Annotated in this window: 10 protein-coding genes and 1 pseudogene; 1 reads left to right on the forward strand and 10 read right to left on the reverse strand. The window is 41.4% G+C overall.

Translation table 11 applies throughout. From position 1 onward, the window contains the following. Nucleotides 1-226: 226 nt before the first annotated feature. Complete coding sequence (locus ACYQ3Q_RS18780; RefSeq protein ID WP_459930052.1) at nucleotides 227-1159, forward strand: LysR family transcriptional regulator; 933 nt, start codon at nucleotides 227-229, stop codon at nucleotides 1157-1159. A gap of 187 nt (nucleotides 1160-1346) precedes the next feature. Here the strand turns inward: ACYQ3Q_RS18780 and ACYQ3Q_RS18785 are convergent, their stop codons facing one another. From ACYQ3Q_RS18785 to ACYQ3Q_RS18830, 10 genes and pseudogenes are all read right to left on the reverse strand, one after another. Continuing rightward, entirely contained in the window at nucleotides 1347-2912 is a 1566-nt protein-coding gene (locus tag ACYQ3Q_RS18785) for a BCCT family transporter (protein WP_459930053.1), read from the reverse strand. A gap of 674 nt (nucleotides 2913-3586) precedes the next feature. Beyond that, entirely contained in the window at nucleotides 3587-4903 is a 1317-nt protein-coding gene (locus tag ACYQ3Q_RS18790) for an MATE family efflux transporter (protein ID WP_459930054.1), read from the reverse strand. A gap of 40 nt (nucleotides 4904-4943) precedes the next feature. Beyond that, the gene (locus ACYQ3Q_RS18795; protein WP_459930055.1) at nucleotides 4944-7316 is read right to left on the reverse strand and encodes a DNA topoisomerase 3; all 2373 of its coding nucleotides are present in this window, start codon (nucleotides 7314-7316) and stop codon (nucleotides 4944-4946) included. Nucleotides 7317-7501: 185 nt separating this feature from the next. Next, nucleotides 7502-8767 carry an adenosylhomocysteinase gene (locus ACYQ3Q_RS18800; protein WP_459930056.1) on the reverse strand — a complete coding sequence of 422 codons (1266 nt, stop codon included), beginning with the start codon at nucleotides 8765-8767 and terminating at the stop codon, nucleotides 7502-7504. Between the two features lie 169 nt (nucleotides 8768-8936). Then, nucleotides 8937-9587, reverse strand: a complete 651-nt coding sequence (locus ACYQ3Q_RS18805) for a class II aldolase/adducin family protein (RefSeq protein WP_459930057.1) — start codon at nucleotides 9585-9587, stop codon at nucleotides 8937-8939. A 140-nt stretch (nucleotides 9588-9727) separates the two neighbouring features. After that, nucleotides 9728-9943: pseudogene (locus tag ACYQ3Q_RS18810) on the reverse strand (winged helix-turn-helix domain-containing protein); the annotation flags it as partial. Nucleotides 9944-10285: 342 nt separating this feature from the next. Next, nucleotides 10286-11038 (reverse strand): ABC transporter permease, encoded by a 753-nt coding sequence (locus tag ACYQ3Q_RS18815; RefSeq protein WP_459930058.1) that lies wholly within the window; start codon nucleotides 11036-11038, stop codon nucleotides 10286-10288. Continuing rightward, nucleotides 11010-11750, reverse strand: a complete 741-nt coding sequence (locus ACYQ3Q_RS18820; RefSeq protein ID WP_459930059.1) for an ABC transporter ATP-binding protein — start codon at nucleotides 11748-11750, stop codon at nucleotides 11010-11012. Before ACYQ3Q_RS18820 ends, ACYQ3Q_RS18815 begins: the two co-directional genes overlap by 29 nt. 82 nt (nucleotides 11751-11832) lie before the next feature. Beyond that, on the reverse strand, nucleotides 11833-13083 hold the full coding sequence (locus ACYQ3Q_RS18825) for a hypothetical protein (RefSeq protein WP_459930060.1): 1251 nt from the start codon (nucleotides 13081-13083) through the stop codon (nucleotides 11833-11835). A gap of 260 nt (nucleotides 13084-13343) precedes the next feature. Beyond that, nucleotides 13344-13661, reverse strand: coding sequence for a TusE/DsrC/DsvC family sulfur relay protein (locus ACYQ3Q_RS18830; protein ID WP_034145102.1), 318 nt, complete (start codon nucleotides 13659-13661; stop codon nucleotides 13344-13346). Nucleotides 13662-13722 lie beyond the last annotated feature (61 nt).

Here is a 13722-nt window from a genome sequence, read left to right on the forward strand (position 1 = left end):
CGGAAAAGAACTACCTTCTATGTCAATGCTCCTTTGGCCTATGGGAGGAAAAACCACATGGATGTATACACCAATAATGGTATATTAAGTAATTATAGAGAAAGCATTTTCTTTATTGACATGACTCGATCTAGTTTGATGCAACGCTACTGAAATTTAATCGGACTTTATTGAACATTAGCTAATAATTTAAGTTTAATATTGATTAAAGACAAGCGAGGTATTTATGAGATTAACACAATTATATCTTCTCTGTGAAGTAGCTAAATATAACTCAATATCCATGGCAGCTGAACATGCCTTTATCACCCAACCAGCCGTCAGCTCCGCGATTAGCAAGCTTGAGGATGAATTAGGGGCCGTATTATTTAAGCGTACTACTTCTGGCGCTTACCCGACAGATATTGGTAAGATCATTATCGAAAAGGCCCGGGATGTTCTTGATCGAGTGGAAGAGATTAAGCAAATTGCTAATACCTCTGAATTATCAGGTAGCTTGTCTGTTGGAATAATCCCCAGCATGGGCGACAAAATCATCCCTAGCGTTTTATCACACCTAAAAAAGAGGCATCCTAATATCAATATAAATTTATCCGTTGAAGAATCAATCATTATTTTACAGAACGTTTTATCTGGTAAACTTGACCTTGGTATCGTTCTCTTGACTGAAGAAATTAACAGAAAAGACATTTTTAGCGAAGTTTTATTTTCTGATGAATTTTTGGTTTACGCGGGAAAAGATTCACCCCTTTCAGCTAAGGACTCTGTATCCTTAAAGGAAGCATTAGAGTATCCTGTTGTCGCCTATAATGACGAATATACCAAAAATAATGGTGGTATTACAAGCATTCTGAAAAACTATGGAGAGCCTAAAGTAGCCTTTAGATTTTGTAACTTTGAACTCATAAAACGAGTTGTCTCCCAAGGGATGGCAATCTCATTCTTTCCAAAATTTATGTCCATTGGTGATATTTATCTGAAATCTGGTGGAATAAAACCAATTCCTATTAATGATGTTAAATTAGGGATAACCGTAGGGTTAATCAGATCAAATCGTCAAACGGTTAATTTAATAGAAAAAGAGTTTATCCTAGAACTTAAATCTATTTGTGAAAATGGATTCTCTGTCTCTAAAGCTTCTCTAGCAAGTGAAAATTGACAATGAGCTTTTCATTCTACTTATTATTGTGCCTCCCGGGATAACTGTAATATACTAAACACTTATATAGGATATAATTAGAGGTGCACCCAGGCATGGCTTATATTTGACGGCAAAAGGCGACTTCAAGCTGAAGCCGCCTTTTGCTATCTTCCGGGCTGATCTTACTGCTACAGCCCTGTTATGATTAATCTTCTTCCGGATAATCGACAACTTGTATTTCTTCTTCTTTGCCGAAATCCTCCTTGAGCCACTTGAGTAGGGACAGCGATAAGATGATGATAATAACTATAATCGGTACGCTGGTGGCAACCGATGAAAGCTGAATTACCGGTAATCCGCCCACCATCATGATAGCTACTCCGATCACAGCAAGGAGTGCACACCAGAAAAGTCTTGTCCAGCGGGGAGATTCCTGATTGCTCCTAACTTCTTTGCAAGAAATACTAGAAATAATATACGCATTAGTATCAATGGTAGTAGCTTGGAAAATAAGCATTACAAATAAGAAGTAGGGAATAACAATTACAGCGCCGGGTAAGGTATGCAAGAGTTGGGAAATCATTGCCCCAGCACCGGCATCCTTCATAGTCATATCAAGTGCTACCCCTAGATTAAGCTGAAGATTTACAGCATAGCCGCCGAACACTAAGAAGAACAGCGAACAGCCAATGGACGTTACAACCATCATATTTAGAACCACGTTTTTGATCGTTCTCCCCTTGGAGATCCTGGCAACAAATAAGCCGAAATACATAGCCCATGCTGCCCACCAAGCCCAGTAAAATACTGTCCAGTCTTGTGGAAAACCGGATTTGCTAATCGGATCTGTATATAAACTCATCCTAAAAAAGTTAGTAATCAAAACCCCTAAGTTGTCAACATAAAAGGAAAACAAAAACAAGGTGGGGCCAACGATCGCAACAAACGCTAATAGTCCCATACATAACCAACTATTTAATTCCGACAATTTTTTAATTCCGCTATTTATACCGGAGACAGCACTATAGGTAAATGTTGCTGCAATCACCAGTGTGGTCACGACTTTTACCGTCATAGTATCCGGAATACCCAGATAACCAGCTGCAACAGCCGACATCATAGGAATAACTGTTCCTAAGGTTGTTCCTAATCCGCCGACCAGTCCAAGCACAACAAAGATATCGATCGCTCTGCCAAGCCATCCGTCTACCCGGTCACCCAAAATTCCCCGGCAAGCATAGCTTGGGGAGAAGTAGGGTTTTTTTCTTACGTAAAGCATGTAGGCAAAAGCGATGGCCCCTGGAACAAAGATAGCCCAGGCAGAAATACCCCAGTGAAACATTCCATAGGCAATAGCGAATTGCGAAGCTTGCCCAGAAAATGTCTCATTCCAGTAAGGAGGGAACTTTAGATAATACAGAGGCTCGGCCATGGACCAATAAACTAAACCTGCTCCAACACCGCCAGTGAACATCATAGATAACCAGCTGAAGTCTGAGAATTCTGGTTTATCATCTGTTCCACCCAATTTTACATTGCCATATTTGCCAAAAGCCAGCCAAAATGAAAATATTACACAGCCCAAAGTAAATAATAACCATAACCAGTCCATTCTATAAGTTATAGCTTTTAATATGACTGCAACATAGGGTTTCAGTGCTGTACCATAAATAAGCATTGGGGCATATAACAAAACACATAAAATAGCACTGCCCCAGAAAACAACAGGATTAATACGAGCATATATCCCTTTAGACTTCTCTTGTGACAAGTTATTCACCCTTTCTTGTGATTTAATCTGAGAACCGGGTTTAAGAAGATAAGTCAGCTGATAAATTCCACGTGTCAATCTTAGTATGTGTTACGAAAGAAAAATCCTTGGTTATTACCTTCTTGGTATTTTCAGGTCTGTGAAAAATAATCCTATGCGATGAACGCTAAGAACCTTAGGTTATCGGCCTTAATTTTGCCTATTTTTCACCTCATTAGACTTGCATAAAGTTCAAAATGATTTGTCAAGTAAGAATTACAAAGATATATCATGAAAAATGCATAATATTACAGTTAAACCTTTACTTATATTCCTCCTTTGATTCAAATATTTCATTGCCCTGAAATGACCATCAAAACCTCCTTTTTATAAAAGGATTAACTACTATTCCACAACTTCATTGCAAGTTCTTTGCCAATTATCACACAAATTAGTATATTATATCAGAAAGTTTAATAGCAGTGGAGTATGTACGTATTTTCAAGGACTTATGCTAAGCTTTCAGGTCCTATTTATCAAACCCCGGAAAAGCATTATCTCAGAGTAATTTAAAGATTTTAACTTTTCAATCATAAATAAATAAGTCTTGATAACTCATTTAAGTCACCAAGACTTATTTTCGAAGTATTCTGTAAGTCAGGAAGTCTTAAACCCTTTAACCAAGTTTACTATCCTCAAGAGGAATATCGACGTTGTACAACAAGAAGTCGCCCCGACAGACCAACAGCGCTGACCGCCAATCCCAAAATTAAACCAATCCAGTAACCCACTGCTCCTAATGAAGTATAGCTAGCCATGTAATACCCTGCCGGTAATCCGATAATCCAATAGGAGATGAACGCGGTTATAAACGTCACATTAACATCTTTATAGCCACGTAAAGCCCCCTGAATCGGGGCGGCAATCGCATCCGATAATTGAAAGAACAAGGCATAAATGAGAAACTGTTGGGCCATTTGAATGACTTCAGTTTCCCGCGAATACAAATTGGCTACTTGCTCGCTAAAGATTAATAAAATAATTGCACAGATACCAGCCATGCCCACGGACATCCCCATGCCTAAAAAGCTGTATTGTCGAGCATCCCTGTGTCTTCCCGCACCTACTTCAAAGCCGACCAAAATCGTTAAGGAAGTAGAAATGCTAAAAGGTACCATATAGAGCAATGAAGCAAAATTCATAGCTGCCTGATGAGCTGCAATGGTTACTGTATTATAATTACTCATCAGTAAAGCAACCACTGCAAATATACTGACCTCCACAAAGATGGCAAACCCAATAGGTAAACCTATCTTTAACTGTTCAACCCATTCCTTAAGGGATACGCCAAATAAACGATCAAACACTCCATAAGCTGCGAAGGATTCCATCCGTAAAATGATGGTCAAGGCAATAAGAAGTAGACACCAGTAAGTGATGGCAGAGGCGACACCTGCTCCAACTCCGCCTAAAGCTGGGAAACCAAGTTTTCCGAAAATCAAAATAAAGTTTAAAGCAATATTTATGGGCAATGAAAGTATGGCAATCATCATCGTGACACGAGTCTTCCCTAAGGCATCGATGAAAGAACGTAGAACCTGGTATATAAACAGTGCCGGAATTCCAAAGGCTAGAGCTAACAAGTAAGAACGGGAAATACGACGCACTGTATCTTCTAAACCCATCAAAGATAGCACAGAGTCCAAGCAAAGTGCTCCCCCAATAATCACTAAGACTGAAATTGCCATGGCCAAATAGATTCCCTGTACGACCTTGCCCGCAATCTCTTCACTGCGTTTAGCACCGATTAGCTGAGCTACGATGGGGGTCACCGCCACTAAAATTCCACCCAACCCAGCACCAATGGGTACCCATAAACTTGAACCAATGGCAACCCCGGCTAAGTCTGCTGTACTCGCTTGTCCAGACATCACGGTATCAAAAAAATTCATAGAAAACATTGTTACCTGGGCAACTAAGACAGGCCATAAAATCAAAACTAATTGTCTCATCTTTTGCAGTAAGTTGAAGGTCTGTTTCATCCTCTAATACTCATTCTTTCTCTAATTCGAATTTTAATTTAGCCTCGCTGGGATCCTCCCAAGTTAGATAAGCTGCGAAAGATTTACCCGATTTAGATTTAAACCCTTTAATAAGGGGAGTTTTTCCTTTCTTCAACAGGCTTTTAACTTGGTTCGGGGTAAGCACCTTACCACAGATTGGGGTCTTCCAGAGAACAAAACGGCATCCTTCTCGCCAATTCGCGCACCCGAACCCCTTTTGCCCTTCGATCACGTCCCCACCGCATTTTGGACACTTACCAAACGCTTCGGTCTGGAGTTCACTTTTCTCTCTGTTTTCTTTGACAGGATGCTCTAACTTTTTAATTTTAGCCTTCTCTTCCGTTGCCCCAGAAGAATTTTGGGCCTTAGTAGGCTTCTTGCGGGTAGCTTTTGCCCCTTCCCCCGTCCCTGTCCTAGAAGTCTGAACTTCTACGGTTGGTGCAAGGGCCAGGGGGGTTTTCCCATGAGAGTGTTCAAAAGAGCGCAGTTCCTTGATAATTCGACCTATCGCTTCTTCAACATCCGTCATATACTGTTCGATGGTCAATTCTCCCTTTTCCACTTTGGAAAGATTGAACTCCATTTGCCCTGTCATCTCGGCACTGATCAGGAGCTGGGCCTGAGGAAGCCGTTCCTTGATCAGACGAATCAGTTCGATTCCTTTTTGGGTCGGTTTTAAAGCCTTCTGGTCTTGGAGAATATATCCCCTATCGATGAGGTTTTCCATAATCGCTGGTCGGGTTGCGACAGTGCCCAACCCTTTACCTTTCAATTGCTGACGGAGCACTTCATCATCAATCTGCTTGCCTGCGCCTTCCATGGCTTTGAGCAGGTCTCCCTGGGTAAAGCGTTTCGGCGGTTTAGTGCTTTTTTCTTCGCTAAAAACACGTTTTGTGCGCACCTCCTCATCTTTGCTCAACGGTGGTAGGGAGGTGTTTTCGTCATCTGCCTGTTCACTGTCGTTTTTCTTCTTGGTTTTACGAGTATTTGCCTCATCTAATTCATCGGGTCCATGAACTTTTTTCCAGCCAGGACTCAGAAGCACTTTGCCTTTGGTACGAAACTGCTCCCCCTCGACCAATGTCACCACCTCTGTTTGATGATATTTAGCAGGCGGAAACCAGACAGCCAAAAATCGTCGAGCGATTAAGTCATACAGGTTCTGTTCTTCACGACTAAGTCTCTCGAGGGCAACCTTCTCTGTCGTCGGAATGATGGCATGGTGGGCCGTGATAGTATTAATGACGCGTTTACCCTTAGGTACACCTAAATGACTGGCCTCGTCCACCCAATTCGTGTAGGGTTCTTGGCGTATCGCTTGCAGGTGTTCAGGTAACTTGGGTATAAGATCCTCAGAAAGATAGGCGCAGTCCGTTCGTGGATAGGTTATGGCCTTTTTCTCATACAGGGATTGTGCCAATTGGAGAACTTTTTCTGCGCTAAAGCCAAATTTCTTTGAGGCAGCAATCGTTAAGGAAGTCAAATCAAAGAGCAGCGGGGCAGGTTCCTGGACATCCTTCTGTTCCATTTTTACTATTTTTCCTGCTTTACCTTGAGTTTTGGCTACAATGCTCTCGGCCACTTGGGGATCAGTAAGACGTTTCGACTCCTCACGTGGATCGAACCACTTGCCAAGGTAATCCCCTTGTGTGGTCACAAACTCTGCTCGGACTTCAAAGAACGGCTGAGCTACAAACCGTTCAATCTCCCATTCTCTTTCAACGATCAAGGCCAAAGTCGGGGTCTGCACTCTGCCTATGGAAATTACATTGGGTTTTTTGCGAACAGCATCAAAGCTACCAAACAATGCGGTAAACCCTTCGGTCAGATTCATGCCAAAATCCCAATCTGCAAAGGCTCGACCATTCCCAGCAGCTGCTAAGCCAGCCACAGCTTCTGCAGGTCGTAGACACTTTAAACCCTCTCGAATCGCCGCGGTCGTCAGCGAAGAAATCCAGAGCCTAGATAAAGGCTTACTGCATTTAGAGGCATCCCATACTTCTTGAAAGAGCAGCTGCCCTTCCCGATCGGCGTCAGTTCCACAAATAACCTCTTCGATGTCCGAAGACTTTAACCACTGTTGGATGACTTGATATTGTTTAGCAGACCCCGCTTTGACAACCCGACGAAAGGTCTTCAAACTAGGTAAGACTGGCAGACGATTTAAACTCCAGCGTTTCCCTACTCGCTCTAAATCCATATATGCTTCCGGACGCTCTAGCTCTAAAAGGTGGCCATAGCACCAGGTAATTACATACTGTTCATTTTCTAGATACCCGTCACCTCTACCTCTAACTCCTAAGGCTGTTGCATATTCACGGGCTTGAGACGGTTTTTCGGCGACAATCAGTGTTTTTCCCATGCCTAAGCCTCTCTTTATCCATAACTTTCAGATCCATTATATCTTAACCATCCGAGATTATATAGGCAATGTTGCTCATAACCTTTCCACAAACAAAAACACCGTATGAAGAACGGTGTTTTTGCTATAGTCAATCGTCTCCTAAGGTGCCTAGGAAAGCCATCTCTGAAGCCAAATTACAAAGGTTATTTGGACTCATCAGAACTCCAAGCAGTGAGGTACTTTTCTTGCTCCTTGGTTAATTTATCGATCGATAATCCAAGAGACTCAAGCTTTAACATGGCTACTCTCTCATCGATCTCTGTATTGACCTGATAGACTTGAGGGGACAATTTGTCATGATTTAAAGCAACGTATTCTAAAGACAATGCCTGTAAAGCAAAGGTCATATCCATGACTTCTGCAGGATGTCCATCCCCTGCAGCCAGATTAACTAAGCGACCTTCAGCCAAAAGGTATAAACATTGACCCTTTGGCAGTGTGTATTCGGTAATATTCGTCCTAGCCGTTCTTTCAGAGACGGATATTGCTTTCAGTTGGGCAACATTGACTTCTACGTCGAAGTGTCCCGCATTACACATAATAGCACCGGATTTCATGACCACAAAGTGCTCTTTATTGATGATATCTGTGTTGCCTGTCACCGTAATAAAGAAATCTCCATACTTAGCTGCCTCAATCATTGGCATAACTTCAAAGCCATCCATCAAAGCCTCGTTTGCTTTAATAGGGTTAATTTCACAAATGATCACTCGCGCCCCTAACCCCTTAGCGCGTAAAGCCACTCCTTTACCACACCAGCCGTACCCCGCGACGACGGCTGTTTTACCGGCCACTACCAAGTTCGTGGTCCGCATAATTCCGTCCCAAACGGATTGTCCTGTGCCATATCGGTTATCAAATAAATACTTGCATTGAGCATCATTGACAGCGACCATGGGAAACTTTAGAACCCCATCCCGGGCCATTGAATGTAAACGTAGAACCCCGGTGGTCGTCTCTTCTGCTCCACCTTTCACTTTTTGAAGCAGTTCAGGTCGAGTGGTATGCAGCGTGGAGACTAAATCTCCCCCGTCATCTATGATGAAATCAGGTTCAGTATCAAGAGCTAATTGGAGATGATGTTGAAACTCTTTGTCCGTCGCATTGTACCAAGCATGTGCTCCAATCCCGCCTTGAACGAGAGCCGCTACCACATCGTCTTGAGTCGAGAGTGGGTTACTGGCAACTACGGTCACCTCAGCACCCCCGGCTTTGATCACCTGAGCAAGGTAAGCTGTTTTGGCCTCTAAATGCAAGCAAATCACGACTTTTTTACCTTTGAAAGGCAGTTGTTCTTCAAATTCCTGACGTACCCGATTGAGCACTTGCATCCGTGGAATAACCCAATCGATTTTACGCTGTCCTTCTGAGGCCAAGGATAAATCTCGGATGGTGTATTTTAAATTCATGTCACAATACCCTCTTTCTAATTCTAATCTATGCCAAGAACCTACTAAATGCCCTACTAGACCAGGGGCATGTACTTGAGTATGTTTACTGATTATACTCTATAACACTGATCTTCTACAATTATTTTTATGTTATGTGTACCTTGTCCGATAGATAAAACCACTGGGTTTATTTTTGTCCATAGCCATTTAGGTAAAAATCCCGCATTCCAGCAATATCCGATTCAGATAACTTCACTACTCCACCCATCAGTTTTGCAAAGATGACGATTTGGGCTGACTTCTCCACGACTTGGCATACTCTAAACGCTTCGTCTAAGTTCCTTCCGACCCCGATCATTCCGTGGTTGGCAAGTAAAACCGCGTTTCGGCCCTCCAATGCTTTGACTGTGTTATTACCAAGTTGCGCTGTCCCTGGAAGCGCATACTCACTAACCCTTACATTCCCACCCACAATTTGAACCATATCCTCAACCGCTCCTGGAAGTTCCTTACGTGCGACAGCCAAAGCGGTCGCATAAGGGCTATGAGTATGCATAATAGCTTGGACATCATCACGGGCATTATAGATAGCTAGATGCAAAGGTAATTCAATCGAAGGCTTGTGTGTTCCGCTTATGGTATTTCCCCTGAGATCCAAAACCACAATATCTTCTGGAGCTAATGTGTCGTAGTTCATACCGGATGGGGTAATAGCAACATAGTCTTTCTCTGGGATCCGACAACTAATATTACCCCAAGTTCCCACTGTGAGGTTTATGGCGAGCATTTCGATCCCCTTCTCGACTACTTTTTGACAGGTTTCCAGGCGCTGATCCATAGTATGCTTAATCTCCTCCAAATCTTAACGAACAAGTATTACTTGCACTTAAGTATTCTTTCTAAATACGTTCCCATTATAATAAGTTTTATATTTGTATTCTTTTTTTAAGACATGAGTTTTATTAGAATCCATAGATATTATACCCTAAATCGATAACCTGCACCCCAAACAGTCTCCACGTATTGTGGATTTGATGGGTCACTTTCAATTTTCTCACGTATTCGGGCTATATGAACTGTAACGGTTGCTGAGTCTCCTAAAGCATCTAATCCCCAGACACGTTCAAATAATTCTTCCCGTCCAAACACTCGATTAGGATTTTGGGCTAAATACAAAAGTAAGCCAAAACACTTGGCCACATCAATTTTAGACAAATTCTTAGAAGAGTAGATTATCTGATCATCCTTAATCAAGGCACACTCTCCCTTAATTTCAGACAACTTTTCCTGTAGGTATTTATGAAAACGTTCATCCTCTATCATCTCAGGTGATCTACTCAAAGCATTCGCCTCTTTGATCAGATCAAGCTTGATCATGGATATCCTTTGGTATTTCTCAAAGGATATCTCGCTGCCTAATAATTTGCCGAAAATAAAAAAAGCAGCCAATGCTATTAAAACAGTAATAATCAAGGGAATAATTACTGTCGCAGCATTAGCTAAGATTAAGCGTTTTTTGAGCCTCATAGCGTCACCCTAAAATTCCTTTTTATCAAATATATAAAACCCTGCCGTAAACAACATCATAGCAGATCCCAGCATAATTAAAAACTGGCGCACTATCTTTGCTAGGGGAAAAGAATTGACTAGAAAAAGATTATACCAGTCGAGTTGTGTCGTCAAGAGTAAACTCGAATATTGGGAAAAGATTACGCCGAGAACTTTCAAGGCGAGAAATATTAGGATAGATACAAAAAAGACCGCTATTCCGCTCTTAAAAATATTGGCTAAGAGGACAATTCCTAAAGCCAATACAAGCATGGGGAATAAGCTTACAAGATAGGAAAATACAGTCCTACCTAGGGAATCAAGGGTTGCTGAATTAGTATTAAAGATAAATCCAGCCAACATCGAAAAAAACAAGAGCAGCAGCAGGACACCTAGGATAAAGAGCATTATAGCTGTGATTTTTGCTAAATAAATCTTGAATCGACTGACCGGTCGGGTTAGCGTGATACGCATGGTATTCTGTGAAAACTCTCCTGAGAAACTATCAATTGTAACTAGCGCCGTAAATAACGGCAAGACGGTGTTAACAACCACTGACAGAACAAGCATGGGGAATTCTAGACTTCCCGTCCCTCGGAGACCAAAACCACTTCTTACTCCAATTATCCCTAGCTGTCCTATGACGATGACTGCCAGTGAAAGGAGCACGGCCACCATGACTTTTTTCTTTTTATAGAGTTTCTCAACCTCATTAATCAGCGCTGCTTGGAACACGGCCATTTCTCTCCACCTCACTTACAAAGTAATTCTCCAGTGTGGCATAATTTTTCAAAATGTTATGAGTACTCTCCACATTGAGTATCTTTCCATTGTAGATCACTCCGATGCGGTTGCAGGTCAGCTCCACATCATGGATGAGGTGACTCGAGATAAAAAACGTCGTCTGTTCATTTTCAGCTAAGTGTTGGATCAATTTCCGAATATCGATCATTCCCTCGACATCAAGGCCATTCAATGGTTCATCAAGAATAACAACCTTTGGTCTGGATAATACGGCAGCTGCCAGACCTAAGCGCTGCTTCATTCCTAGGGAGAACTTTTTGGGTTTTTCATTCTTGAATTTAATTAGGCCTGTAAGTTCTAGTACCTCTTCAATCCGCTTATGATCCACCTCGGGATAGTACCGAGCTAACTGCTTTAGATTATCAACGGCACTTAGATAATGATAAGACTCAGCAATTTCAATCAGACAACCTACCTGCTTCATTGCTTTCTCAAACTCTTCAATGACACTATATCCAAGGATTTTTACATCTCCATGGTCTGGTCGAATTAAACCCGTCATAATTTTCATGGCAGTTGTTTTTCCTGCTCCGTTCGGACCTAGAAAACCAAAGATATCTCCTCGATAGATGTCTAGGTTGATGTCATTAATTCCCCGTCCATTCCCATAGGATTTAGTGAGATTCTTGATCTCACTAACCTTGTCCATCCCTTACCTCCATCGTCAGTAACTAATGGAACTGCCGGAAACAATCCCGGCAGTTCCATTTCTGTTTTGATTTACAATTTTGTTAATCTAAATCCGGGCTAAAAGTTGAATCAAACATCAAACCACCAGGGGATGTATTCATATTATGGAGATTAAAGTTCACTTTTCCTTGATAATCACTTATAAAAATATTACCCTGCCCCTTACCACCGGATTCTGTAGTATACTCAAAATTCCCATTCCCTCTTTGGTCTTTTTCAAATTGGGCACTAAAATTGATATTACGATTATTGGTAGAGTATTCTTCAAATCCCGGCTTATACTCTTCATAATATCGCCCCATCACCGACTTATTATCCATATGCGTTATATCTACAAACCGTTCGCCGATTTTAGCAAACTTACCGTTTTTCTCAATCAGAATATCGTTTTTAAATTTGCCTACAAACTTCTCCGGATTAATAATCTCAGACTCTTCGTAATCCCTGGCAATGTTTCTAACAACGACCTTCCCTGTAAGATCAGGCTTCGTAACAGTGGTAGAGTTGATGTCCGTTACCTTAGCTAAAGCCTCAATCGTTATGTTATGCTCCGTCCCTTGGTCATCTTTGCCTGATAGCACAACGGTCCCTAAAATGCTCTCCATCACGCCGTCTTTATTGACTTTAGCTGTACCGTTGACCTCTTTGACAAACACATCCTTGGTCAGATGAGGCACCTTGTTTTGATTACCATTAAACTCCTGTTTTAACTGAAATGAAGCAACAGCATTGACTAAAGAAGGGATTTGTACCTCAGTCAGTTTACCTGCAAGCCCTTTGCTGCCATCAGAATTTTCCGTTACAATGACATGGTCTTTGAGACTTCCGACAATAGCATCCGCGATTTTTTCGATATCATTTGCGCTATCTTCTTTGAAGGGGTTTTTAAAGGTCGTATCTTCTCTCTCCTTAGTATACTCTGTCACATAATAGGTTGGATCACTTTCAGACACTCGGATTACCGTCGTCTTGTCTGAATAAGTCTGAGAGGTGTTGTTATATCCGTTTAGATCAACATTTGCAGATTTGCTTTCTGAAGCACCCTTTGTTCTGTCAAATTTCGTAGTTTCATTAGCGGATATCAAGGTTTTGCCATTATCATTCATAGCCATAGAAAAGTCCATTGTGAAACTGTCAAACTTCTCGCTACTTTGCTCAGCAGTTACCTTTAGAGCATCCTTAAACTCATCATACCCACTTTTACTAGCAATGTCCGCTAGGGCTGTTGTTGCTAACAACAGGGTTCCTACCGTGAAACTGACTAGCATAGTTGTTTTCTTTTTGAATTTCATTCCGTACAACCCCTTAATTTATTACAGGAAGCTTCCTTAGATATAGTTTAACATTGTGGTCTTGAATTTCTCTAAACAGGATATTAACAAATTCTAAACTCTTCTCCAGACTTACGTTATAGAAAACTGAGAAACCATAATTCAGCTATGACTTTTGAGTTTTCTATAAAGTTTATACTTTTTGTACAGTATAAAGAAAGAGCCGATCACCAAAGTGATCAGCTCAATTACACTATTCACTAAAACTATAGTTGAATGGTTTATACACAACCTGTTGGTTTCGGGAGGCCTGCAATTTTACAAGCGCCTTTTCCTGGACCAGCTGGAAAGAGTTCATAAATTCTCTTTTGATTAAACCCAGTATCCTTAACCATTTTACGAACCATCGGAGCAACACCAAATTGATCATAATAATCGCGCAGATAATTAATCATGCTCCAGTGTTCTTCTGTGAGTTCTTCTACTTCCTCAGTCACTGCAAGGGCTCTTGCTACATCTTCATTCCAAGCACTATGATCCTCTAAGAAACCATCTTCATCCAATTCAATTGTTAAATCGCCTACTACTAGTTGTGCCATTTTAAATTTTCCTCCTTTAGTAATGTTATTATTAAATTGATATTGTTTGGGCTTAAGATAC

This window comes from Desulfosporosinus burensis (assembly GCF_054657535.1).

What these genes read in the sequence shown, in the direction of transcription:
- ACYQ3Q_RS18795 (WP_459930055.1), bottom strand. Translation starts at nt 7,316, where the DNA reads ATGGGAAAAACACTGATTGTCGCCGAAAAACCGTCTCAAGCCCGTGAA.
- ACYQ3Q_RS18790 (WP_459930054.1), bottom strand. Translation starts at nt 4,903, where the DNA reads ATGAGACAATTAGTTTTGATTTTATGGCCTGTCTTAGTTGCCCAGGTA.
- ACYQ3Q_RS18805 (WP_459930057.1), bottom strand. Translation starts at nt 9,587, where the DNA reads ATGGATCAGCGCCTGGAAACCTGTCAAAAAGTAGTCGAGAAGGGGATC.
- ACYQ3Q_RS18820 (WP_459930059.1), bottom strand. Translation starts at nt 11,750, where the DNA reads ATGGACAAGGTTAGTGAGATCAAGAATCTCACTAAATCCTATGGGAAT.
- ACYQ3Q_RS18825 (WP_459930060.1), bottom strand. Translation starts at nt 13,083, where the DNA reads ATGAAATTCAAAAAGAAAACAACTATGCTAGTCAGTTTCACGGTAGGA.
- ACYQ3Q_RS18830 (WP_034145102.1), bottom strand. Translation starts at nt 13,661, where the DNA reads ATGGCACAACTAGTAGTAGGCGATTTAACAATTGAATTGGATGAAGAT.
- ACYQ3Q_RS18815 (WP_459930058.1), bottom strand. Translation starts at nt 11,038, where the DNA reads ATGGCCGTGTTCCAAGCAGCGCTGATTAATGAGGTTGAGAAACTCTAT.
- ACYQ3Q_RS18780 (WP_459930052.1), top strand. Translation starts at nt 227, where the DNA reads ATGAGATTAACACAATTATATCTTCTCTGTGAAGTAGCTAAATATAAC.
- ACYQ3Q_RS18800 (WP_459930056.1), bottom strand. Translation starts at nt 8,767, where the DNA reads ATGAATTTAAAATACACCATCCGAGATTTATCCTTGGCCTCAGAAGGA.